The following is a 21,747-nucleotide window of genomic DNA, read 5'->3' on the forward strand; positions in this document are numbered from 1 at the left end:
CCTCCTGAGACAGCATGACCTGCCTGGCAGGGAGAAGGAAAAACACGATGGTCGAACTATTCGGGGAAGCGAAGTCGCGTCGCGACATTGCTGCCAGCGCAGGACGTTTTTCGCAATTTGCCGGCGTGCGGCTGATGACCTTGTCGGATGGTGTGGAATGCGGCATCCGCATGCTCGAATTCCGCAGCGGCACGGGCCTGCGCTTCACCGTGCTGGTGGACCGCGCTCTCGATATTGCGGATTGCGACTATCGCGGCATGGCGATCGGCTGGCATTCTCCATCAGGTTTTCGCCATCCGGGCCTGCACGAATACGAGGGCGAGGGCGGCCTTGGCTGGATGCGCTCGTTCTCCGGCCTGATGATCACCTGCGGCCTCGACCATATCCTCTTCATGTATGACGAGCCGGCCGATCATTATGTCTACGGCCCGAAGAAGACCGTGAAGCATTCCATCCACGGCCGGGTCGGCACCATTCCCGGCAAGCTGGACGGCTACGGTGAGCGCTGGGAAGGTGACGATTGTTATCTATGGTGCGAAGGCACAGTCACCCAGGGCACGGTCTTCGGCGAGCATCTGGAATTGAAGCGCCGCATCGAGATCAAGGCCGGCACCAACGACATCCGCATTTTCGACACGGTGGTCAATCGCGGTTTCTACCGCACGCCGCACATGTTTTGCTACCACATCAATGTTGGCCACCCTGTGCTGGCCGAGGGCTCGCGCTACCTGGCGCCTGTGCGCGATGTCGTCTGGGCAGCGCATGCCGGGCCGGACTATCAGAAGCAGGGCGTCGGCTACCGCACCATGCCGGCGCCGCAGTTCGGTTTCCACGAGCAGGTCTGGCAACATGAAATGGCTGCCGATGCGAAGGGCGAGGTGCCCGTGGCGCTGGTCAACGACCGCCTCGGCATCGGCTTCGAGGTCGTTACCCGCAAGGACCAGTTCCCCTGCATGTATGAATGGCAGAACCTGCAGGCGGGACAATACGCTGTAGGCATCGAGCCCTCGACCAACCACGTGCTCGGCCATGGTGCGGCCCGTGACCGCGGCGAACTGATCTGGCTCGAGCATGGCGAGGAGCGGCACTACGATACGACGTTCCGTATTCTGCCCGATGCCGACGCGATCGCGGTAAGCGAGGCCAGGATTACGGCCATTGCGCGCCAGCCGGATGCCGATTTCCCGCAGCCCTCGGGCAATCACGTCGCACTGGAGGGCAGGACATGAACATGCAGGCGGAGCAGCCCGTGCAGAAGGAAAGCACCATGATCTCGGTTGCCGGCAAGGTCATTCTCTATACCGGTGCGGCCGGTGGACTCGGCGCAGAGACGACACTGAACTTCCTGCGTGCCGGTGCGACGGTCGTCGCGCTCGACAACGATCCCGCGAAGAATGCGGCCTTGCAGGCTTCCGCCGACAAGGAGGGCCTGGGCAATCTGGTGATCCGGGCCATCGATCTCTCGGACCTTGCAGCCCTGCGCTCGTCTCTGGAAGACCTGTCGCGTGAAGTGGGCGGCTTCGACATCGTCATCAACAATGCCGCCATCTACCCCTCGAAACCGTTCGAGGATTATTCGATCGAGGAAATGCAGCGGGTCCAGCGCATCAATGTGGATGCCGGTATCGTCTGCGTTCAGGTCGCTTTACCGCACATGCGGGCGCGCGGCTGGGGCCGCATCATCAACATTGCCAGCGTCACATCCAATGGCGGCTGGGCCAATCTTTCGCCTTATGTCCAGTCGAAGGGGGCACTGATCGGCCTTGCGCGCGCCTGGGCGCGGGAATTCGGCGCCTATGGTATCACCGTCAATGCCGTCTCGCCGGGTGCCTTTCCAACGGATGCGGAAAAGATCCATCCCGATCCGGAAGGTTATACCCGTTTTGTATTGGATCACCAGGCGATCAAGCGGCGCGGCAGCGCCAGCGACATCGCCAATGCCTTGATGTTCCTTGCTTCCGATGCCGCTGGCTTCATCACCGGTCAGACGCTGAATGTCGACGGCGGCTGGGTGATGAACTAGCGCCTCGGAAGCGAATATGCCATGTCGGTGCGGGGCACGGGCGTGCCCCGTGATGCGTGTCAGCCTGGAGTTTTCGCGTGAGCCAGCCTTTTTATCTCGCCGTCGGGTCGCTCAATCGTGAAGCCCCTTATTTCCAGGGCGCGCGGGGCGAGGGGCTCACCATCTTCTCCTTCGATGAGGACGCGCTCGAATGGACCCGTCTTGTCGCGACGTCGACGATCGACAATCCCACCTTCCTCAGCGTCGATGCGGCGTCGGGCGTCATCTATGCCAACTCGGAGGTTTTCGGCTGGCATGAGGGTACGGTGAGCGCCTTCCGTTTCTCACCCGAGACAAAGGCGCTCACCTATCTCAACAAGCAGCCGACGCTCGGCAGCATCGCGGCGCATAACATGGTGTCGCGCGACCGGCGTTTCGTATTGGTCGCCAACTACGCGATGGGCGGCGAGGGGCCGGACCAGTCCGTTGCGGTGCTCCCGATCCGGGAAGATGGCAGTCTTGCGCCGGCTGCGGCATCGGTGCGACTTGACGGTCCGCTCGGTCCCGTTGCCGACCGGCAGGAGAGGCCCCACGCCCATATGGTGAGCGAGGTGCCGCAGAGCGGTGCGGTGCTTGTCACAGATCTCGGTCTCGATCAGGTCGTGGAATACACGCTTTCGAACGACGGCAGGCTCGTACAGACCGCTAAGGTCTCGCTTCCGGCAGGCGCGGGGCCGCGCCACATCGCGCAGCATGCGAACGGTCGCTACGTCTATGTTTCCAACGAGCTCGATTCCACGGTGTCCTTCGTCCTGCGTCGCCCCGGCAGCATGACGGTCGAGCAGACGCTGCCGACCATCCGGCCCGGCGTGGAATCCCATGGTGCGGACATTCATCTGTCGCCGGACGGACGTTTCCTCTATTGTTCGAACCGGGGCGAGGACAGTATAGCATGTTTCATGGTCGATCAGGCGACGGGTCAGTTGACGCTGCAGGACATCACCTCTTCGGGCGGCAAGACGCCGCGCAATTTTGCGCTCACGCCGAGCGGTCGCCATCTGCTGGTTGCCAACCAGAACGGTGATGCGATCGTGATCTTCCGGCGAAACGAAGAAACGGGTGCGTTGACGGACAGCGGCATGCGTATCGAGATCGGCACCCCCGTATGCGTGAGGCCCTTCATCCTGTGACGGACGAAATGCAGCCCGCAAGACGAGGCCGCCGGAAGGGCGCCGGGGTGACGATGGCGGATGTCGCCGCCGCCGCCGGCGTTTCCATGCAGACGGTTTCGCGTGCGCTGCGCTTTCCCGACACGGTGACGCCGGAAAACCGCAAGATCATCGACGACGCGATCAGGAAGACGCATTACGTCCACAATCTCGCGGCAAGCCATCTCGCCTCCCACAAGAGCAACACCGTCGCCGCCGTCATTCCGACGCTGTCGGCTTCCGTTTTCGCCGAAACCATGCAGCATTTTTCCGAGGTTCTGCATCGCGAGGGCTACCAGATCTTCCTCGGCAACACCGATTACCGGCTCGACCGAGAAGAGGAGGTGATCCGCAGCCTGCTCGGGCGGCGGCCGGACGGCGTGTTCCTGATCGGCACGCACCATACCCGCGCCAGCGTGACCATGCTGAAACGGGCCGGCATTCCGGTTGTCGAGGGCTGGGACATGACGGAAAAACCGATCGATCGGCTCGTCGGCTTTTCCAACACAGCCGCGATTGCCGAGATGGCGCGGCATCTGGCGCGCTCCGGGCGAACGAACATCGTCTTTGCCGGCGTGCTGCGCAAGGGCGACAGCCGCGCGGCCGAGCGGCGGGACGGCTTTGCCGCCGCCATGGAGGAGCTGTTTCCGGGCAAGACACCGCGCATTTCCATATCGCGTGATCTGCCGTTGACCATGGCGTCGGGCGCGGACCTTTTGCGCAAGGCACTGGCGCGCTATCCCGAGGCTGATGCTGTGATGTTCTCGAGCGATATCATAGCCTCGGGCGCGCTGCAGGAAAGCGTGCGCATCGGCCTGAAGGTGCCGGAGCGTCTTGCCATCACCGGCTTCGGCGACTTCGAGCTTGCCCGGCATCTCATTCCGTCGCTGACGACGGTCTCCGTGCCGTCGGCGGAAATCGGCCGCGAGGCCGGGCGTCTTCTTCTGGAGGGCATGCGCGGCATCCAGTCCGAAACCACGCTCATCGACATGGGTTTCAAGCTGATGATCCGCGATAGCGGCTAAGAGGATGGAATATCCGGCCGGTGTTCGAAATCGGTTAGCACTTCGCAACCCGTCGCCGTCACCCGCAGCATAGATTCGAGCCGCACGCCGCCGATATCGGGATCGAGTGCTGTCGGCTCCACCATGATCACCATGTCTTGCTTCAGCGTCTCGCGTTCATAGGCGACGAGGCGCGGCCACTCATGCACGCTTGTCCCGATCGAGTGGCCGGAATGGTGGGCGTAGGAGTAACCATGCCGGATGATCGCCGCCCGCAGGCTCTGGTCGAGCCGATCGATGCCGAGGCCGGGGCGAATGGTTTCGATCGCCAGATCCAGGGCGGCTCGGGCTGCCTTGAAGAGCTTTTCGAAGCCGGCGGACGGCTGTCCGATCATGGCGGACGCGCAGCTGTCACCCCAGTAGCCGGCAACGCGCGGCGCAAGATCGCAGATCAACGGATCGCCTTTTTCAAGGATGCGGTTGCCGGGCCAGCCCATGAATTGCGATGTGCGCTCGCGTCCGGAAATCAGGTCGCCGGTTACCGGCAGTCGCGCGCCGGCGCGGGTTTCCATTGCAAGCCGGATGGCGGCGAAGACGTCGAGTTCGCTCATGCCGGTACGGGCCGTCGAAAGGAAGGCCTTCTGCCCCGCCGAAGCCGTCAATGCAGCCTCGCGCAACAGACCGATTTCGGTCTTGGTCTTGATGGCACGCTGCCAGCGGAAGGCGGGCTCTATCGGAACGATGGTGCTTCCCTCGTCGAGCGAGAGAATCGACAGGATTGAAGCCGGCAGTGCGTGTTGCTCCACCGCGATTTTTCCACCGACCCTGAGGCGTTGCAGCAGTGCTGTCGCCTCCCCGATATAGTTCGCGAAGATGTCGGTCGGCTCCTTGAAGGAGAAGCCGGTATAGGTGACGACGAGATCGGCCCAACTCCCGGTTCCGGCCTCCAGATTGGTGACGAGCAGCCCGGTTTCGCCGTTGACACCGACAATGCCGAGGCTCGGGCCGCCGGCGAAAGGCGAGGGGCCGGCCTCGATGCCGGAGACATGGCCAAGCGCATAGGCGACGCCGTCGGGGCTGGTGAAGAGACCCCAGTCCGCACCGGTCTCCCTGATGGCGGCGATGGTTTTTGCAAGCCGTTCGTCCATGGATCTCTCCTCAGATCAGGTTGCGGATGTGCTGGTCGCGTCCGTAGGCTGCGACCAGCAGGAGGATCAGTAGGCCGAGTGCCGACTGCACCAGCGCTTCCGACAGGCCGAGGCCGATCAGCAGCGTACGCAGTTCGACCAGCACGATGGCGCCCGCGACCGTGCCGACAAAACCGCCGCGCCCCCCGATCAGCGCGGTGCCGCCGATCACCACCGCCGAGACCGTCTGGAACAGGTAGGGCGTGCCGACGGTGGCGCTCGACGAGCCGGTAAAGCCGACGAGCAGGATGCCGGCAAGAGCCGCGAAGGCCGCACTGAGGGCAAAGGTTGTCGCCCACATTGCAACGGGGCGCACCAGCGCGAGTTCGGCCGCCTTCAAGTTGGAACCCAATGCGTAGAGGCGGCGGCCATAGACGGTTCGCTGCAGCACGAAGACGCAGCCGAGTGTCAAGGCAAGCGTAAAGGGGATCAGCCAGGGGAAGGGCAGTGGGCCGATCGTGCCCCCAAGCGATACGAACTCGTTGATGAAGGGTGGTGCCGATCCGGTTGGAAGCCCCCGCGTCCAGAGCTGCACGGCTGCCTGAACCACCGTGCCGACGCCGAGCGTCACGATCAGCGGATGGATCGAGAGGCCGGCCGAGAGCGCGCCGGACACTGCGCCGATGGCGGCCGCGCAGCCGATGACGATGAGGAAGGCGGGCAATGCCGGCATGCCGCCGCCGTAAAGGCTGGCGAAGACGACATTGGCAAAGCCGATGACGAAGGGGATCGAGAGATCGATGCCGCCAAGGATCATGACGAGCGTCTGGCCAAGCGCCGCGATCGCCAGCAGCGACGCCAGGATGAGCATGGCGCGAACTGAAAACACGCTGCCGAAACCTGGGATAAGGATCGTTCCAAGCAGGAAGACAATGATCACGCCGATGACGGCGATCAGGGCGCGGTTGGAAAAATGGGCGGTCGTCATCGGCTGGCCTTCCAGGTCTGGAACCGTGCTTTCAGCTTTTCGGAATTGAGGCAGACGGCGAGGACCAAGACGACGCCATAGGCGGCCTGCAGCATGAAGGTCGAGACGTTGAACGATGTCAGCACATTCTGCAGCAGGAAGATATCGGCTGCGCCAATGAAGGCCGCCGCCAATCCGCCGACGCCACCCGCAAGGCTCACGCCGCCCAGGGCTGCGGCTGCAATGGCGATCAGCGTATAACCGGGGCCGATGTTCGGATCGCCCGAGCCGATCAGCGCGGTGAGCGCAAGGGCCGCGACCCCGGCGGTCAGGCCGGAAAACACATAGGAGAAGAAACGGATGAGCGGCACGTTCACACCGGCGGTAAATGCCGCCCGGTCATCGCTGCCTACCGCCATCAGGAGCTCGTAGAACGGCAGCCGCTTGAAGATGAGCCAGGCGGTGATGACGACGCCGACTGGGATAAAGGACAGCGGGCCGGCGAGAGCGGACAGCCAACTAGGCACGGTGCCCGAAGGCGAGGGCAGGATGGAGAGCGCAAGGCCGCCGTAGATGAGATAGGTGGCGAGCGTCGCGACGATCGGCTGGATGCGCAGAATGGCGGCCAGGAGGCCGTTCAGGGCACCGGAGGCCAGGCCGAGCAGGAGGGCGGCGGGTACGATGATAAAGGGCGAGGATATGCCGAGATCGCCGATGACAACCTTTACGAGGATGACGTTGATCAGCCCCATCAGCGGGCCGACCGACACATCGATGGAGCCGCGGCCGGCGAGGAACGGCAATGTCGTCGCCATGGTCGCGAGGATCATCGGTGCGGCGAGGCCGAGTACGGCCGGCCAGTTTGCGGGAGAGAACCGCACGGGGTTGAGGAAGGCGTTGAGCACGATGAGAACGAGGAAGAGGATCGCCGCAAGGCGGGTCTCGCCGCGATCCCAGAATCGTGCTTTGCGAAAGGTCATTGGATCGGTGCTCATGTCGGCGCTCCTTCCTGCCCGAACATCGCGGCCATGACGTGCTCCATAGTCATGGAAGCACGGTCGAGAACGGTACTGCATTCAAAGTCCCGGAAGATCGAGACCGTATCGCAGAGCTCGAGGATTTCCTCGATCTCGCTTGAGAGAATGACGAGAGCAATGCCGTTCTCGGCCGCGAGCTTGCGGAAGGCCTCGTAGAATTTCAGGCGCGTGTTCAGATCGACGCCGCGTGTCGGGTCGTTGAGCAGCATGACGCGTGGTTTGAGGGCGAGCAGGCGCGCGAGGAGTATCTTCTGCTGGTTTCCGCCGCTCAGAGCAGAAATCGGCGCGTCGGCCGAGGGATAGCGGATAGACAGGAAGTCCGTGTAGGCGGCGAGCTCGTCCTTCAGGCGCTTGCGATTGAGAATGCCGGCCAGCGAAAAACGTGGCATGGAGGGGATTGCGAAATTGTCCAGCACGGACAGCACAGGAAAGATGCCGGTCGCACGCCGGTCGCGCGGCAGATAGACGACGCCATGGCTCGCGGCCTCGTAGTGATCGCGATAACCGAGCGGGCCGCGATCGGCTGTCTCGACGGTGATCGCTCCGTCGCGATATCGGCCCAGGCCGGCCAACGCGAGCAGAAACTGCTCCTGCCCATGGCCTTCGAGGCCGGCAACGCCGGTTATTTCGCCGGCGCGGATTATACCCGACAGCGGTGTCTTGCCGGGAGCGAGGACGAGATTGTCGTAGCGCAGAAGGATGGTGCCATCAGGCATGGATCGCCGCCTCCGGGGCCATGAGCTTCAGGAGCCTCCCGGTCGTGATGTCGTTCCGCTCGAGGGTCTCGACGACGCGCCCGCTTCGAAGCACGGTGACGCGGTCGGAAAGCCGGCGGACCTCTTCAAGCCGGTGCGAGATGAAGATGACGATGTTGCCCGTAGCGGCATAGTCCTCGATCGCACTGAAGACGAGATCGCGGTCGGCATAATCGAGCGCGGCCGTTGCTTCGTCGAGAAGCAGGATGGACGGTAGGCGGACGAGCGCGCGGGCGAGGACGATGAGTTGCTGGCTGGCGAGTGGCAATTCGCCCGCCGGTGCGGACAGCGGAATGGGGAAGCGTGCGATTTCGGCAAGCAGCGCCCTGGCGAGCGGCGCGCGCGCGGATTTTTCGATCCGCCGCTTCAGCGGTCCGTCGTAGCCGAGAAATATGTTTTCGACGACGGTGCGGTGCGGAGCGACCAGCACCTCCTGGAATACGGTAGATAGGCCGAGATCATGCATGGCCCGCGGCGTGCGCGGGCTGATCGCGCGGTCGTTCAGTGCAACGGTGCCTTCGCTCTGCGATACGACGCCGGACAGTATTTTGAGCATCGTGCTCTTGCCCGAGCCGTTCTCGCCGAGGATTGTGTGGATGCCGGGCCGGAACGTAACGGATGCATCGCTCAGCGCCAGCGTCTCGCCATAGCGTTTGGTCAGGTGGCTGACTGTCAGTTCGATGCGGCCCTCGCGATGGGGAGCCAATCCACCGTTCTCGGCGACGACGCGATGGATGCGGGATGTCGCGACCGTCGTTCCGGATTGCGGATGTGTCGTAGCAAGCATGCAGGGCAGCCTTCTCGTTGCCGAACGCGAAGGAACCACCGCCGGATGTCCGGCAGTGGTCACCGTTCAGGCGATTACTTCGTGCAGGAGGCCGGGACTTTGGCGAAATCGTAGAGCGACGTTGCCTGACCGTTCGTGAAATAGCCGTTGAGCAGCTCTTCCGGGAAGGGGTCCTGCGGTGGCATCGGGAAGATCGCTGCCGAATCCGGTTTCATGCAGTCCTTGTACCAGGTCGGCAGGTCGGCCTGCGTGATGGTTGGCATCGGCGCGATGATCGTGTTCACGATCGGCTTCTGGCCCTCGATGATGCGCAGTGCGACGCGGAAAGCGTTCTGCGCGGCGACATGCGGCGAGACCTCGCCGCCGTAGAATTTGAAGCTGTCCTGGTTCTCATGCCAGAAGCCGAGGGCGTCGCCGGAAATGGAAGCCGCGATCAGCGGGAGAGGCCTGCCTGCCTGCTGGAAGGCTTCGGCGATGAAGCGTGCCTCGCTGCCGGTGGACCAGACCGCGTCGATCTGCTGCGGCGTCGTTGCCAGCGCCTGGAGAACGGCGGATTTCGTCGTCGTGCCCGTCCATTCGCCGCTGACCTTGCGGGCGATCGTCAGGTTGCCGCTTTCGGCGACCGCCTTGTCGAGGCCGGCATTTTCCTGCTGCACCAGGGGGTGGCCGGAAATGCCCTCGACCTGGAGGATCGTGCCGCCATTGGGCAGCCCCTCGGCAATGCCCTTGCCCATCTGGTAGCCCCAGAGGTTCTGATTGTGCATGACGTTGATGGCGGCGGGCGTCGTAACGGCGCCGGCGGAGGTGATGACCGGAATGCCTGCCTTTCGGGCATCCTCGATGACCGCGTTCAGCGCCGTCGACGAGCCGGCGATCGTGGTGATGACCGAGCAGCCACGCTCGATGAAGGAGCGGATCTGCGAGATCTGCTGCGTGGCATCGCCGTTGGAATCCGAGACGATGAATTCCGAGACGTCGCCGGCTTCCTTGGCGCCGTTGACGAGGCGGGCGAGTTCATCGTTAAAGGTCACGCGCCAGGGATTGCCCATATAGGATTCCGAGTGGCACCAGCGCCACGGCTTGGCCGGAGCCTTGAAGTCGGCGAACGCGGCCGGCGCCACGTCGACGGCCTCGGTATAGAGCACGCGTACATTTTCCGGCAGGGCCTGAAGCGCGTCGGAACGGGCGTCCGCATAGGCGGGAACTGCGGCCGACGAGAGCAGCACGGCAGCAAGCAAACTCAGGCCGCAGCCTGGCTGGAACGTCTTCATTGTCTTCCTCCTCCCGCGGCACCTCCGCCGCGTAACCTTTACCAATAAATTATCTATTCATCATCTTGGCGTTGGTCAACATTAAAGTTAGCGCTCATCATTTCTCCTTCGACTGTAGCCACGATAATCGCATCCATGCCCCCGCGCAATTCAAAAATAGTTAGCGCTCACTCTAGACAGATCAAATTTATCCGATAAGTTTCGGCCAACTTGAGAACGTGCAGGAGCGACCGCATATGGGTGTTTTGTCGGGTATAAGGGTTCTGGATTGCTCCATCGCCATGGCGGGCCCCTTCGCGGCGCAACGGCTTGGCGATCTGGGTGCCGACGTGGTCAAGGTCGAACCGACGACGGGCGAGTGGCAGCGTCATGTCGCGGCCGGGGGGGCCGGAGGCAATCGTGTCAACGTCTCGTTTCTGTCGCTCAATCGCAACAAACGTTCGCTTGCCGTCGATCTCAAGTCGGAGGACGGTAAGAAGGTCCTGCTCGATCTCGTCAAGACCGCCGACGTCTTCCTGCAGAACTACCGCCCCGGTGTGGCCAAGCGCCTCGGTGTCGACTACGAGACGCTGTCGAAGATCAATCCGCGCCTCGTCTATGTGTCGATGTCGGGTTATGGAGAGGACGGCCCCTATGTGAACCGCCCGGGGCAGGACCTCGTTCTACAGGGCATGTCCGGCGCCATGCTGTCGGCCGGCCGCGAGGGCGAGCCGCCGACGGCCGCCGGCCAATACCTCGTCGATGCGATTACGGCATACACGGCCTTCGAAGGAGCGCTTGCCGCGCTGTTCCACCGCGATCGGACCGGCGAGGGGCAACTCGTTCAGGTCAACATGCTGGACGCCATCACGACGATCCAGATGCAGGAGCTCTCGGTCTTCACGGTGGGCGGCAAGCCGCAACAGCGGTCCGCCGAACCGCACGCCCATGTCTATATCCGCGCGCCCTACGGCGCCTTCGCCACCAGCGACGGATTCATCATCGTTGCCTTTCCGAAGCTGAAGACGCTGGGTGAAGTGATCGGCGAAGACAGTTTCCTGACGATGGATGACGAGGTCGATACCTGGGCGCGGCGCGATGAAATCTTTTCCAAGACCCGCGACCGGCTGAAGACGAAGACGTCGGCCGAATGGCTGGAATTGTTGCGCGCCGCCGATATTTGGTGCGGTCCGGTCTACGGCTATGCCGATCTCGTCGAGGACGAGCAGATCAAGCACAATGGGACCTTCGTCGATTACGACCACCCGACCGAAGGCCGGGTCAAGACGCCGGGCTTCCCGATCAAGTTTTCCAAGACTCCGTCCACCGTCGAGCGCGGCGCGCCCGTCACCGGCCAGCACACGCAGGAAATTCTGAAGGAAGCCGGTTACGACGATGAGACGATCGCCTCGCTTGTGGCAAACGGCGCCGTCGCGACGGGGGCGATCTGAGATGGCGACCGTCAAGGCGCTGACCTGGGACCATCCGCGCGGCTTCAACGCGCTCGCCGCTGCCGCACGGCGCGACGAGATGATTGCGGCCGGTCTCGATATACAGTGGGAAAAGCAACCGCTCGAAGGGTTCGAGTCCCATCCAATCGCCGATCTTTGCGCACGTTACGATCTCGTCGTGCTCGACCATCCGCATGTCGGCGAAGCGGTCGGTGGCGATTGCCTGCAATCGCTCGAAAGCGTGTTCGGCACCGATGTGGTCGAGGCACTTGCCGCCGAAAGCATCGGCCCGTCGCTGTCGAGCTACCGCTATGCCGGGAAGCACTGGGCGCTGCCGCTCGATGCCGCAACACAGGTGATGGCGCTGCGCGCCGATCTCGTCGAAGGCGGAGCGCCGGAGACATGGGCGGCGGTGGCCGAACTTTCCCGCCGCACCGGCAAGGTCGCGCTCTCGCTCGCGGGGCCGCATGCGGCCCTGAGCTTCCTGTCGATTGCCGCCGCCTATGGCGAACCGCCGGCCGAAGCCGATCCGGATGTCCTCGTTTCCAGCGAGACCGGAACGATTGTCTATGAGCTGATGGCGGAACTGGCATCGCTGAGCCCGCGTGTCGTGCGCGAAAAGAACCCGATCGGCATTCTCGACCATATGGCCGCTTCGGATGACGTGGTTCTGTGCCCGCTTGTCTATGGCTACGTGAACTACTCGGCGCCCGCGGCCGGCAAGCCGGTCGCCTTTGCGGACGCGCCACGCCGCGTCGCGGGCGGTCGCCCCGGTTCCACGCTCGGCGGTACCGGCATCGGCATCTCGAAGCGCTGCGATCCGAGCCCGGAACTGAAGGCACATCTGTTGTGGCTGATGAGCCGAGAGGCGCAGATTGGCTTCATTCCCGCCCATGACGGCCAGCCTTCGCGGCGCGAGGCGTGGTTCGACAATGGCGTCAACCGGCGCTGGAACGGCTTCTACCGCCAGACGGCGGAGACGATCGAGTCGGCTTACGTGCGCCCGCGCCACGACGGCTACATCGCCTTCCAGAGCAAAGCGTCCGCGCTTTTGCGCGACGCATTCGAAGCAAAGGCGGCGGCCGCGAGCGTGCTTGGCCAGCTGCAGGACCTCTACCGCGCCCATCGGCGTGGCGGTGAGGAGCGATAGGAGACGACATGACGGAGGAGATCCTTTTCGAGGTGGACGGCGCGATCGCGACGATCACCCTGAACCGCCCGGCCAAGCTGAACGCCGTCACGCCTGAAATGGCGGATGCCATCGTGGCGGCGGTCAAGGAATGCAATGACAGCGACATGATCCGCTGCGTCATCCTGACGGGTGCCGGCGAGCGCGCCTTCTGCGCCGGCTCCGATATCCGCGAACTCGATACCTACGAGACGCCCTGGCAGTTCCGCAACCGCGAGGATTATTGCGACGCCATCCACGCGCTGTTGAAGCCGACCATTGCTGCCGTCAACGGCTACGCCTTCGGCGGCGGGCTTGAGACGGCCATGGCCTGCGATATCCGCATCGCCTCGTCGAACGCGCAGTTTGCCGCGCCCGAAATCAAGCTCGGCTGGATCGGCGGGGGCGGCATGGCGGCGGGCCTTGCCCATTCGATCGGTCCGTCCAACGCGGCGCTGATGATCATGACGGGCGACCCCGTCAGCGCCGAAAAGGCGCAGCAATGGGGTTTGGTCAGCGATGTGGTGAGCTCCGAGGAATTGCTGCCGAGGGCACGCGCCATCGCGGAAACGATCGCTTCCCGCGCGCCGATCGCGGCAGAGACCGCCAAGCTCAACCTGAAGGCCGCGGCTTCGATGCCACATGAGAAGGCTGTCGAATACGAGCGCGATCTCCAGACGATCTGCTTTGCCACCGCCGATGCGCAGGAAGGCCGTCAGGCCTTCAAGGAAAAGCGCCCGCCGGTCTTCCGGCGGCGATAGGAGCGGGACATGAACACGGGTCTCGCCGCGCTCAAGCGTCTCGGACGCCACCGCGAAGCATCGGTTCTGCTGATGCTGTTCGTGGTTGCCGTCTATCTTTCCTTTGCCAGCGAGTATTTTCTGGCGCCGCGCAACCTCCTGAATGTCGGCCGGCAGGCTTCGGTCGTTGCCATCGTGGCACTCGGGCAGGCGCTGGTTATCATCGGTCGCGGCATCGATCTGTCTGTGGGATCGGTCATCGGCCTGTCGGCGGTGGTGGCGGCTGTCGTCATCAGGGATACGGGGCTTGAAAGCGTCGGCCTCATCGCGGGCCTGCTCACCGGTCTGGGCTGCGGCATCGTCAACGGCCTGCTCTATACGCGGCTGAAGATCAATCCGTTCATCGCGACCCTCGGCACGCTGTCGGTCGCGCGCGGTATCGCGCTGTTGATGACGGGCGGCATTCCGGTCCCGATGGGCGGCTTTGCGGAATTCGTCGGTGCGGGTCGCATCGGGGGCATTCCGGTTTCGTTCCTGCTGATGATCGTGCTGGCCATCGCCGTGCATGTCTTTTCGGTGCGCACTGTCCGCGGCCGCGAGATTTATGCGATCGGCGACAATCCCAAGGCATCGCGCCTTGCGGGTGTCGATCTGAAGGCGACACGCCTTTTCATTTTCGCTTTCTGCGGCCTGCTGGCCGGCCTCGGTGGCCTCATCCTGTCCGGCAACCTTGCGAGCGCCGATCCCAATCTCGGCGTCGGCTACGAACTCGATGTCATTGCCGCCGTCATCCTCGGCGGTACGGCGCTCAGCGGCGGGCGCGGCTCGATTGCCGGCGTCGTCATCGGAGCGCTGCTGATGGCGCTGCTCAACAATGCTTTCGTGCTGCTCGGCATCTCCGCCTACTGGCAGGTCGTCACCAAGGGTCTGGTGATCATCTTCGCTGTGGCGTTGGATGGCCTGCAGCGCGGTGGCGAAGACGATTGATCAATCAGTGGAGGAGATGAATATGATCAGTAAAATCATGAAATTGACGGCCGCGGCCGCCTTCGGTTTCGCGTCGATGTTTTCCGCGGCGAATGCGGCGGAACCGCCGAAGGGCGGAACGGTTGCTGCCGTGGAAAACACAAAGGGACCGATCAAGATCGCCTTCCTGTCGTTCCAGAACAATCCGTTCTGGACGCCGGTGACCGATGGCGCCAAAGCCGCCAACGAATACCTGAAGGGCTTCAACGCCACAGTCGATTTCGTCGATCTCGGCAACGAGCTTTCGGCCGAGGCGGTTGTTGCGGGCATCGAGGGCGCGCTCGCCAAGCAGTATAACGGTATCGTCGTCGTTCCGATCTTCGACGGCACGGCACGTATCATCAACGAGGCGACGGAAGCCGGCGTGCCGGTCTTCAACATCGTCGCGGAAGGCGCGGCTCCATCCGAACGCCTTGCATTCATCGGCCAGGATGCGACCTCGGCGGGCGAACAGATCGGCAAGTTCATCCAGGAAAAGATGGGCGGCAAGGGTAAGCTCGGCGTCATCACCGGCTATTTCGGCGCCACGCAGCACACCCAGCGGATGAACGGCGCCGTCGATTATCTCAAGGCCAATGCGCCTGACATCCAGATCGTCGGTCCGTTCGAGAACAAGGACAAGGCGGAAGAGGCTTATTCGCTCGTCCAGGACATGATGACGTCCAATCCTGATCTGTCGATGGTTTATGTCACGGCAGGCGGTCCGTTCGGCGCGGCGAAGGCCGTCAAGGATCTCGGCCTGACCGGCAAGGTCGGCGTCGTCGGCTTCGACCATACGCCCGACAATATGCAGTACCTCAAGACCGGCGAGATGGTCGGCCTGCTCGACCAGGCGCCGTACCAGCAGGCGCTCGACGCCAGCATCATGCTCTACAACTACCTCGTCGCCGGCACCGAGCCGCCGGCCAAGGTCATCCCGGTCGTTAGCAATCTGCTGACCCCCGCCGATGCCAAGTAACATCGTGGAAAACACGACCGGCGCATCTCGCGCCGGTCAGCCACTCGTTCGCGCCCGCGCCGTCGCGAAAGCGTTTTCCGGCAACGCGGTGCTGCATTCCGTCGACCTCGATCTTTATCCGGGTGAAGTGGTCGGGCTGCTGGGCGAAAACGGCGCCGGCAAGTCGACGCTGATGCATATCCTGTCCGGCGGGCTCACCGCGGATTCCGGCACGATCGACCTTGCAGGTGAGCCGGTGCGGTTCGGCAATGTCGGGGATGGCATCGCAGCCGGCATCAGCTTCGTCCATCAGGAACTTTCGGTCGTCGGCGCCCTTTCGGTTGCGGAAAACCTCTATTTGGGACGGTTTCCGCGCACGCCGCTCGGCTTCGTCGACACCGCGCTGATGCGCGCGTCGTCGAAGGCTTTGCTCGAAAGGGTCGGAGCGAGCGGTCTGGACCCGGCACAGGAGGCGGGTTCGCTTCGCGCCGGCGAGCAGCAGCTCATCGAGATCGCCAAGGCGGCGGGGCGCCAGCCGCGCCTGCTGGTCCTTGACGAGCCGACATCCTCGCTGACGCCGCATGAGGTGGAAAGCTTCTTCTCCTATGTCCGCAATGCGCGGGATGCGGGCACGGCGATCATCTTCATCACGCATCGTCTGGAGGAAGCGCTGGAGCTCTGCGACCGGTTGGTGGTTTTGCGAAACGGCGCCATCGTCAGCGAGCGCAAGCCGGCGGAAACCAGCCGCGAGCAGCTCATCGCCGACATGACCGGCAAACCTGCGATCTACGATTACAAGCCGCGTGCCATCGATACCAAAGCCGTCGCGCTGTCGCTTCGCAATGTTTCGGATGGTGCGCATCTTGAGGATATCAGCCTTGAGGTTCGACGTGGCGAGATTCTCGGCCTGTTCGGGCTAGTCGGAGCCGGGCGTACCGAACTCCTCGACGTGATTCATGGCGTCCGGCCGCTGAAATCAGGGCAGCTTACTCTCGACCAGCAGCCCTTCGCACCGCGCGATCCGAGCGCGGCGGTGAAAAGCGGCGTGGTGCTGGTGCCGGAAGGACGCAAGACCGCAGGCATCCTGCCGCAGCATTCGGTGCGCGACAATGCCGCCATTTCGAGCCTCAGGCGCTTCGCCGGCCGGATCTTTTCCGATCGCAGCAGGGAGGCGGGCCGCATGGCGGCCTTTACCAAAAGCCTCGGCATCCGCATGGCCAACGACACGCAGCCGATCTCGACCTTGTCGGGTGGCAACCAGCAGAAGGTCATTTTCGCCCGCGCCCTTATGGCCGAACCACGGCTCCTGCTTCTGGACGAGCCGACACATGGCGTGGACGTGGGGGCGAAGGCCGATCTCTACACCATCATCGCGCAGGCCGCAGAACGCGGCCTGACCGTGCTCATGGCCTCATCGGAGGTGCCGGAAATTCTAGCCCTTTGCGACCGCGTGGCGGTTCTGTCGAAGGGCCGGCTTGCCGGCATTCTCGATCGGACGGAGATGAGCGAAGACAGAATACTGACATTGGCATTCAGGGAGCATTGATCATCGTGAGCGATATTATGTCGAGCCTTGCAACAGGGTGTTTCGTGGGCCGAGCTTGGCTTCCGGAGGTGAAAGGGCCCGCCCTCGTGACGATCCGCGACGGGCGCCTCTTCGACATCACGGCAAGGGAAAGCGCCACCATGCGCGACCTCCTGGAACGGGAGGCGCCGGCGGAATTCGTACGCACTGCCGAAGGCCGCGATCTGGGAGCGCTTGAAAATCTGCTCTCTCTCCGCGAGCCCGATCTTTCGCAGGTCCACCTGCTCGCCCCCATCGATTTCCAGGCGGTGAAGGCCTGTGGCGTCACCTTTGCCCGTTCGATGATCGAGCGTGTCATCGAGGAACGCGCGGCCGGCAATCCTGCGCGTGCGGCAAGTATCCGCGAGAAGGTGTCGCAGATCATCGGCGCCAGCCTGCGCGATCTCAAGGCCGGTTCGGACGATGCCCGGCGGGTGAAGAAGGCCCTTATCGAGGAGGGCCTGTGGTCGCAGTATCTGGAGGTCGGCATCGGGCCCGACGCCGAGGTCTTCACGAAGGCGCAGGTCATGTCGTCGGTCGGGACGGGGGCGGCCGTCGGCCTGCATCCCATCTCGAACTGGAACAATCCCGAACCGGAAATCGTGCTTGCGGTCGATAGCGAGGGGCGCGTGAAAGGCGCCACGCTCGGCAACGACGTCAACCTGCGCGATGTCGAGGGACGTTCGGCATTGCTGCTGGGCAAGGCCAAGGACAACAATGCGTCCTGCGCCATCGGGCCCTTCATCCGGCTGTTCGATGAGACATACACCATCGACGATGTGCGTAATGCCGAGCTTGATCTGTGCGTCGAAGGCAAGGACGGCTTCGTGCTGCGCGGCCAGAGCTCGATGCGGGAGATCAGCCGCGATCCGCTGGATCTCGTTTCCCAGACCCGCGGCGCCCATCATCAATATCCCGATGGCTTCGTCCTGTTCCTCGGCACGCTTTTCGCCCCCGTCGAGGATCGTGATGCGCCGGGCGAGGGGTTCACGCACAAGATCGGCGATGTCGTGACAATCTCGAACGACCGGCTCGGCGCGCTCGTCAACACGGTGAAGCTGTCGACCGAGTGCCCGCCCTGGACATTCGGCACTTCCCATCTCATGCGCAATCTTGTCGCTCGAAAACTCATTTAGGTATTTCGTTCCTGGCCTGTCCCTCGAAAAGTGGTTCTCTTCCAGCGTGGCGCTGTAACCTGCGCCTGGAAAATCCAGCGCGACCAGGTGCCAGCGGCCAGCCAAGTGTGACATGAGGTTACGAAACCCCTCGGAAGAACACGGGTACGGCGAGGTGAAAGGGCGGGCTATCTGATTTCGGTCCAGAGGATCACCTTTACGCTGCAGCATTTGCCCGCGAATAGGCGCCGGGCGGCATGCCGACATGCCGGCTGAAAGCGACACTGAAGGCGCTTGTCGAGCCATAGCCAACACGTTGCGCGACTTCCGCCATGGCGACATCTTCGCGAAGCAGTTCCTTCGCCAGCGCCATGCGCCAGCCGGTCGCATACTCCATCGGCGCGACGCCGACCTCTCTTCGAAAGCGATCAAAGAAGGTCGATCGCGACATCGCGGCATCCCGAGCGAGTGTCTCAACCGTCATGTTGCGACCGGGATCCGCGTGGATACGGCGCAGGGTGGGTGCCAGTAACGGGTCCGCCATACCGCGAAGCAGGCCGGGCGGAGCCGTCGCACTTGCCGATGATCGCAATGCCTCGATCAGCAACACCTCCAGAAGCCGGTGCAGCACCATTTCGCGGGCGGTACGGTCAGCCCTTGTTTCCTCGTTTATCATATTCACCAGCCTCATCAGCCGCTCTTCGCCACGGACGTGGATGACCTCCGGAAGGAGCGACACGAGGAGCGCCTTGTCGTCTGTGCCAAAGGCACAATGACCGACCATCGCCTTGATGTCGGTGGGCGCCTCGGGTTCTCCGAGCCGGAAGACCCCCGGGCTCGTCTCCAGACGCCGGGCAAGCGCGCCTCGCGGCAGCGGTTCCAGGCTGCTCATCGTGAAAGAGAAGATCTTCGGGACCAGCACGAAGTCCCCGGCCGTCAGCACCACCGACTGACGGCCGGAGATCGTCATCAGGCAGCTGCCTTCGACGATGGCGCAGTAGAACGGACTGCCGAGTTCCGTACGCTCGACGAGCCACCGGCCGCCACCCGTTACGAGCTTCGATATCGACAGGCTCGGCTTCAGCAGGGAAACGACTTCGGCGACCGGATCGTTCATTTCTCGGACTCCTGCTAAATACTATTGGACAATTGCTTATAGCAAGTCCGGCTACGCCCGTCCATCTTCTGAGAACCTAACAGTCAGGAGACAACGACATGCCAAAAATCCTCATCACCGGCTGCTCATCCGGCTTCGGCCTCGCCATCGCGGAAAGATTTGTGATGGCAGGGTGGGACGTGGTCGCCACCATGCGAACCCCGCGGACCGACCTGCTGCCCCATAATGAAAGGCTCAAGATTCTGGCGCTGGACGTGACCGACGCAGATAGCATCACAAAGGCGGTTGAAGCGGCTTGGCCAATCGATGTTCTCGTCAACAATGCCGGTGTCGGTATGCTCAATGCTTTCGAAGGCGCTGAGATGTCGAAGATCCGGGAGCTTTTCGAAACGAACGTGTTTGGCGCGATGGCAGTGACCCAATCTGTCCTTCCACAAATGCGCGCCCGCCGGTCAGGCGTAATCGTCAACGTCAGTTCTACCGTCACCCTCAAGCCGCTGCCGGCACTCTCCGTCTACAGCGCCAGCAAGGCGGCGCTGAACGCCTTTACCGAAAGTCTCGCTCTAGAGGCTGCTCTTTTCGACGTCCGCGCCAAGCTCGTCCTGCCCGGTTCTGCCCCGACAACGGAGTTTGGCAAGAACGCCGTCGCCCGCATGGGATTGGAAATTCCCGAGCCTTACAGCGAATTCGTCCATGACTACCTGACGACGCTGCGCTCAAGCTCGGAATGCACAACCGCGGAAGAGGTGGCAGACGCCGTCTGGCGCACCGTGACGGATCCGCAAACGCCGATGAAAGTACCTGCCGGCGCCGACGCTCAAACCTGGTTCCGCGAGACCGGCCACCCGGTGATCTGAAGGACACGTCCCGACGGTATCGCTGATATGAGCCTGCTTGTACTCTCGCTCAATGTCGAGGTGCCCGTCTCGTCGATCTGCATCACATTGTCCGCGTGCTGACGGTCGGTTGCCCGAACCTTTAGGTCCGTGCTGGGATTGAGGCGGATGCGGCCATCAGCGATACAAGCGCTCGGGATTGCGGCAATTCAGCCGCCACCCAAAATCGTACCGTTCGTTGAGGCAACGGATTGGCCAGATTCTTGAACCAGCACTCAGCGTTCGCACTTTGCCAATCCGACGAAATTCGTGTGCCGGAGCGCGAGAGGCCTACCTTTATCGACACAGCCAAATTTCGCGAACGCCTGATCGGTCGTCGGTGACGGGAAGGCTGGTCTGAGAATAGGCCAGCCTTTCCACCAAAAAAGCAAAGTATGGCGATGTACAAGAGCTGCTGTCGCAAGGTTTGCTCTTCTACGCCATCGTCGGCTCCGCAAGAAACGTCGTCGCAGCCCGAGCCAAGACCGCCGCCCCGATCGGGAGGGCGCTTTCGTCGACGCGAAACTGGGGATGGTGAAGCGGATAGACCGCATCGATGGCTTCGTTACGAATGCCGAGGCGGAAGTATACGGACGGACGTTTCTCGCTGTAGAAAGCAAAGTCGTCCGCGGCGGTCCAGCCGGGCGCATTGATGACATGGTCGCGCCCGACCACATCCGCACCCGCCCGCTGGATGATGTCAACCATTTCCGGTGCGTTGACGACCGGCGGCTCGCCGCGGCGAAGGTTGATGTCGACGCTGGCGCCGTGTGCCGCGGCGAGGCTTTCAAGGATCTGGCGCAGGCGGCGCCAGGCCTTCTGGCGGGTTTCCTCATGACCGCTGCGGATCGTGCCCTTCAACCGGACTTCGGGGGCGATGACATTGTACGCACCGCCGCCCTCGATGCCTGTAACGGAAACGACCAGTGGGTCGTAGGGATCGATTTCCCGCGAGACGATCTTCTGCAGTTCCGTGACCGTTGAGCAGGCAACGGCGATCGCGTCCACGCCGTCCGAAGGTTTTGCGGCATGGGCGGAATTGCCGGTAACCACGACGTCGAAGGTATCGCAGGCAAGCGTGTAGGGACCGGCGCCGACCGCAATCCGCCCGGCTGAGATGTAAGGATCCACGTGGATGCCGATTGCAGCATCCACGTCATCGAGCAGGCCTTCTGCGATTACACGCCGGCCGCCGAGCGGTTCGGCCTCCTCCGCCGGCTGGAAGATCAGCCGCACGGTGCCGTTGAAGGTTTGCTTCTGACTGTCCAGCAACACGGCGGCGGCGTAGCCCATCGCTGCATGGGCATCGTGGCCGCAGGCATGCATCACGCCCGGCCGCTCCGATGTAAACGGCACGCCCGACCTCTCGTTGATCGGCAAGGCATCGATATCGGCGCGGATCACCACCTTGCGGTTGGACGGACCGGCCGTGCCGACGATGTCGACGGCAAGCCCGAAGCCGGCGACGGGCCGAACCGCTTGAAGACCAGCCTCCTCGAGGACCTGCTTCAAATAGGCCTGTGTCTCGCGCTCTTCATTGGAGAGTTCCGGATTGCGGTGGAGGTGACGCCGGATGTCAATCATCCGGCGTTCCAGGGCGGGTTCCATTCCCGCTTG

At 63.1% G+C, this 21,747-nt stretch carries 20 protein-coding genes; 12 read left to right on the plus strand and 8 right to left on the minus strand.

What is annotated here, in order from left to right; all coding sequences use genetic code 11:
• Positions 1-47 precede the first annotated feature (47 nt).
• From ACOZKU_RS00865 to ACOZKU_RS00880, 4 genes are all read left to right on the plus strand, one after another.
• On the plus strand, positions 48-1,229 hold the full coding sequence (locus tag ACOZKU_RS00865) for an aldose 1-epimerase family protein (RefSeq protein ID WP_421577251.1): 1,182 nt from the start codon (positions 48-50) through the stop codon (positions 1,227-1,229).
• A gap of 2 nt (positions 1,230-1,231) precedes the next feature.
• A complete protein-coding gene (locus tag ACOZKU_RS00870; RefSeq protein WP_421577314.1) occupies positions 1,232-2,023 on the plus strand; it encodes an SDR family NAD(P)-dependent oxidoreductase in 792 nt (263 codons plus the stop codon).
• Between the two features lie 77 nt (positions 2,024-2,100).
• The gene (locus tag ACOZKU_RS00875; RefSeq protein ID WP_421577252.1) at positions 2,101-3,192 is read left to right on the plus strand and encodes a lactonase family protein; all 1,092 of its coding nucleotides are present in this window, start codon (positions 2,101-2,103) and stop codon (positions 3,190-3,192) included.
• A gap of 53 nt (positions 3,193-3,245) precedes the next feature.
• Positions 3,246-4,235 (plus strand): LacI family DNA-binding transcriptional regulator, encoded by a 990-nt coding sequence (locus ACOZKU_RS00880; RefSeq protein WP_421577315.1) that lies wholly within the window; start codon positions 3,246-3,248, stop codon positions 4,233-4,235.
• Here the strand turns inward: ACOZKU_RS00880 and ACOZKU_RS00885 are convergent.
• From ACOZKU_RS00885 to ACOZKU_RS00910, 6 genes are all read right to left on the minus strand, one after another.
• Positions 4,232-5,362 (minus strand): M24 family metallopeptidase, encoded by a 1,131-nt coding sequence (locus tag ACOZKU_RS00885; RefSeq protein ID WP_421577253.1) that lies wholly within the window; start codon positions 5,360-5,362, stop codon positions 4,232-4,234. The two genes, ACOZKU_RS00880 and ACOZKU_RS00885, sit on opposite strands and share 4 nt — an antisense overlap.
• 10 nt (positions 5,363-5,372) lie before the next feature.
• On the minus strand, positions 5,373-6,329 hold the full coding sequence (locus ACOZKU_RS00890; RefSeq protein WP_421577254.1) for an ABC transporter permease: 957 nt from the start codon (positions 6,327-6,329) through the stop codon (positions 5,373-5,375).
• On the minus strand, positions 6,326-7,303 hold the full coding sequence (locus ACOZKU_RS00895; protein WP_421577255.1) for an ABC transporter permease: 978 nt from the start codon (positions 7,301-7,303) through the stop codon (positions 6,326-6,328). The genes ACOZKU_RS00890 and ACOZKU_RS00895 overlap by 4 nt, the downstream gene beginning before the upstream one ends.
• Positions 7,300-8,061 carry an ATP-binding cassette domain-containing protein gene (locus ACOZKU_RS00900; RefSeq protein WP_421577256.1) on the minus strand — a complete coding sequence of 254 codons (762 nt, stop codon included), beginning with the start codon at positions 8,059-8,061 and terminating at the stop codon, positions 7,300-7,302. The genes ACOZKU_RS00895 and ACOZKU_RS00900 overlap by 4 nt, the downstream gene beginning before the upstream one ends.
• The gene (locus ACOZKU_RS00905; RefSeq protein ID WP_421577257.1) at positions 8,054-8,887 is read right to left on the minus strand and encodes an ATP-binding cassette domain-containing protein; all 834 of its coding nucleotides are present in this window, start codon (positions 8,885-8,887) and stop codon (positions 8,054-8,056) included. The genes ACOZKU_RS00900 and ACOZKU_RS00905 overlap by 8 nt, the downstream gene beginning before the upstream one ends.
• Positions 8,888-8,961: 74 nt before the next feature.
• The gene (locus ACOZKU_RS00910; protein ID WP_421577258.1) at positions 8,962-10,158 is read right to left on the minus strand and encodes a substrate-binding domain-containing protein; all 1,197 of its coding nucleotides are present in this window, start codon (positions 10,156-10,158) and stop codon (positions 8,962-8,964) included.
• A gap of 236 nt (positions 10,159-10,394) precedes the next feature.
• Here ACOZKU_RS00910 and ACOZKU_RS00915 point away from each other — a divergent pair, with 236 nt between their 5' ends.
• Genes ACOZKU_RS00915 through ACOZKU_RS00945 form a run of 7 tightly spaced genes read left to right on the plus strand, consistent with a single transcriptional unit; the run spans position 10,395 to position 18,159 of the window.
• A complete protein-coding gene (locus tag ACOZKU_RS00915) occupies positions 10,395-11,588 on the plus strand; it encodes a CaiB/BaiF CoA transferase family protein (protein WP_421577259.1) in 1,194 nt (397 codons plus the stop codon).
• 1 nt (position 11,589) lies between these two features.
• Positions 11,590-12,738 (plus strand): extracellular solute-binding protein, encoded by a 1,149-nt coding sequence (locus ACOZKU_RS00920; protein WP_421577260.1) that lies wholly within the window; start codon positions 11,590-11,592, stop codon positions 12,736-12,738.
• 8 nt (positions 12,739-12,746) lie between these two features.
• The gene (locus ACOZKU_RS00925; RefSeq protein ID WP_421577261.1) at positions 12,747-13,517 is read left to right on the plus strand and encodes an enoyl-CoA hydratase/isomerase family protein; all 771 of its coding nucleotides are present in this window, start codon (positions 12,747-12,749) and stop codon (positions 13,515-13,517) included.
• 9 nt (positions 13,518-13,526) lie between these two features.
• A complete protein-coding gene (locus ACOZKU_RS00930) occupies positions 13,527-14,483 on the plus strand; it encodes an ABC transporter permease (protein ID WP_421577262.1) in 957 nt (318 codons plus the stop codon).
• Between the two features lie 22 nt (positions 14,484-14,505).
• Positions 14,506-15,480, plus strand: coding sequence for a sugar ABC transporter substrate-binding protein (locus tag ACOZKU_RS00935; protein ID WP_421577263.1), 975 nt, complete (start codon positions 14,506-14,508; stop codon positions 15,478-15,480).
• Positions 15,470-17,005: a sugar ABC transporter ATP-binding protein gene (locus ACOZKU_RS00940; RefSeq protein WP_421577264.1), complete on the plus strand. Its 1,536-nt coding sequence runs from the start codon at positions 15,470-15,472 to the stop codon at positions 17,003-17,005. Before ACOZKU_RS00935 ends, ACOZKU_RS00940 begins: the two co-directional genes overlap by 11 nt.
• Positions 17,006-17,022: 17 nt before the next feature.
• The gene (locus tag ACOZKU_RS00945; protein WP_421577316.1) at positions 17,023-18,159 is read left to right on the plus strand and encodes a fumarylacetoacetate hydrolase family protein; all 1,137 of its coding nucleotides are present in this window, start codon (positions 17,023-17,025) and stop codon (positions 18,157-18,159) included.
• A gap of 196 nt (positions 18,160-18,355) precedes the next feature.
• Here ACOZKU_RS00945 and ACOZKU_RS00950 read toward each other — a convergent pair whose 3' ends face one another.
• On the minus strand, positions 18,356-19,255 hold the full coding sequence (locus ACOZKU_RS00950; RefSeq protein ID WP_421577265.1) for a cupin domain-containing protein: 900 nt from the start codon (positions 19,253-19,255) through the stop codon (positions 18,356-18,358).
• 98 nt (positions 19,256-19,353) lie between these two features.
• On the opposite strand from ACOZKU_RS00950, the gene ACOZKU_RS00955 reads away from it, so the two are divergent.
• Complete coding sequence (locus tag ACOZKU_RS00955; RefSeq protein WP_421577266.1) at positions 19,354-20,112, plus strand: SDR family oxidoreductase; 759 nt, start codon at positions 19,354-19,356, stop codon at positions 20,110-20,112.
• Between the two features lie 453 nt (positions 20,113-20,565).
• Here the strand turns inward: ACOZKU_RS00955 and ACOZKU_RS00960 are convergent, their stop codons facing one another.
• A complete protein-coding gene (locus tag ACOZKU_RS00960; protein ID WP_421577267.1) occupies positions 20,566-21,714 on the minus strand; it encodes a M20 metallopeptidase family protein in 1,149 nt (382 codons plus the stop codon).
• Positions 21,715-21,747: the final 33 nt, after the last annotated feature.

Origin of the sequence: Shinella sp. M31 (assembly GCF_049199205.1) — a bacterium.
Lineage (GTDB): Bacteria > Pseudomonadota > Alphaproteobacteria > Rhizobiales > Rhizobiaceae > Shinella.

Excerpts from the sequence above, each read along its gene's own strand:
- ACOZKU_RS00865 (WP_421577251.1), top strand. The coding sequence starts at position 48 with ATGGTCGAACTATTCGGGGAAGCGAAGTCGCGTCGCGACATTGCTGCC.
- ACOZKU_RS00870 (WP_421577314.1), top strand. The coding sequence starts at position 1,232 with ATGCAGGCGGAGCAGCCCGTGCAGAAGGAAAGCACCATGATCTCGGTT.
- ACOZKU_RS00880 (WP_421577315.1), top strand. The coding sequence starts at position 3,246 with ATGGCGGATGTCGCCGCCGCCGCCGGCGTTTCCATGCAGACGGTTTCG.
- ACOZKU_RS00885 (WP_421577253.1), bottom strand. The coding sequence starts at position 5,362 with ATGGACGAACGGCTTGCAAAAACCATCGCCGCCATCAGGGAGACCGGT.
- ACOZKU_RS00890 (WP_421577254.1), bottom strand. The coding sequence starts at position 6,329 with ATGACGACCGCCCATTTTTCCAACCGCGCCCTGATCGCCGTCATCGGC.
- ACOZKU_RS00895 (WP_421577255.1), bottom strand. The coding sequence starts at position 7,303 with ATGAGCACCGATCCAATGACCTTTCGCAAAGCACGATTCTGGGATCGC.
- ACOZKU_RS00900 (WP_421577256.1), bottom strand. The coding sequence starts at position 8,061 with ATGCCTGATGGCACCATCCTTCTGCGCTACGACAATCTCGTCCTCGCT.
- ACOZKU_RS00905 (WP_421577257.1), bottom strand. The coding sequence starts at position 8,887 with ATGCTTGCTACGACACATCCGCAATCCGGAACGACGGTCGCGACATCC.
- ACOZKU_RS00910 (WP_421577258.1), bottom strand. The coding sequence starts at position 10,158 with ATGAAGACGTTCCAGCCAGGCTGCGGCCTGAGTTTGCTTGCTGCCGTG.
- ACOZKU_RS00915 (WP_421577259.1), top strand. The coding sequence starts at position 10,395 with ATGGGTGTTTTGTCGGGTATAAGGGTTCTGGATTGCTCCATCGCCATG.
- ACOZKU_RS00920 (WP_421577260.1), top strand. The coding sequence starts at position 11,590 with ATGGCGACCGTCAAGGCGCTGACCTGGGACCATCCGCGCGGCTTCAAC.
- ACOZKU_RS00925 (WP_421577261.1), top strand. The coding sequence starts at position 12,747 with ATGACGGAGGAGATCCTTTTCGAGGTGGACGGCGCGATCGCGACGATC.
- ACOZKU_RS00930 (WP_421577262.1), top strand. The coding sequence starts at position 13,527 with ATGAACACGGGTCTCGCCGCGCTCAAGCGTCTCGGACGCCACCGCGAA.
- ACOZKU_RS00935 (WP_421577263.1), top strand. The coding sequence starts at position 14,506 with ATGATCAGTAAAATCATGAAATTGACGGCCGCGGCCGCCTTCGGTTTC.
- ACOZKU_RS00940 (WP_421577264.1), top strand. The coding sequence starts at position 15,470 with ATGCCAAGTAACATCGTGGAAAACACGACCGGCGCATCTCGCGCCGGT.
- ACOZKU_RS00945 (WP_421577316.1), top strand. The coding sequence starts at position 17,023 with ATGTCGAGCCTTGCAACAGGGTGTTTCGTGGGCCGAGCTTGGCTTCCG.
- ACOZKU_RS00950 (WP_421577265.1), bottom strand. The coding sequence starts at position 19,255 with ATGAACGATCCGGTCGCCGAAGTCGTTTCCCTGCTGAAGCCGAGCCTG.
- ACOZKU_RS00955 (WP_421577266.1), top strand. The coding sequence starts at position 19,354 with ATGCCAAAAATCCTCATCACCGGCTGCTCATCCGGCTTCGGCCTCGCC.
- ACOZKU_RS00960 (WP_421577267.1), bottom strand. The coding sequence starts at position 21,714 with ATGATTGACATCCGGCGTCACCTCCACCGCAATCCGGAACTCTCCAAT.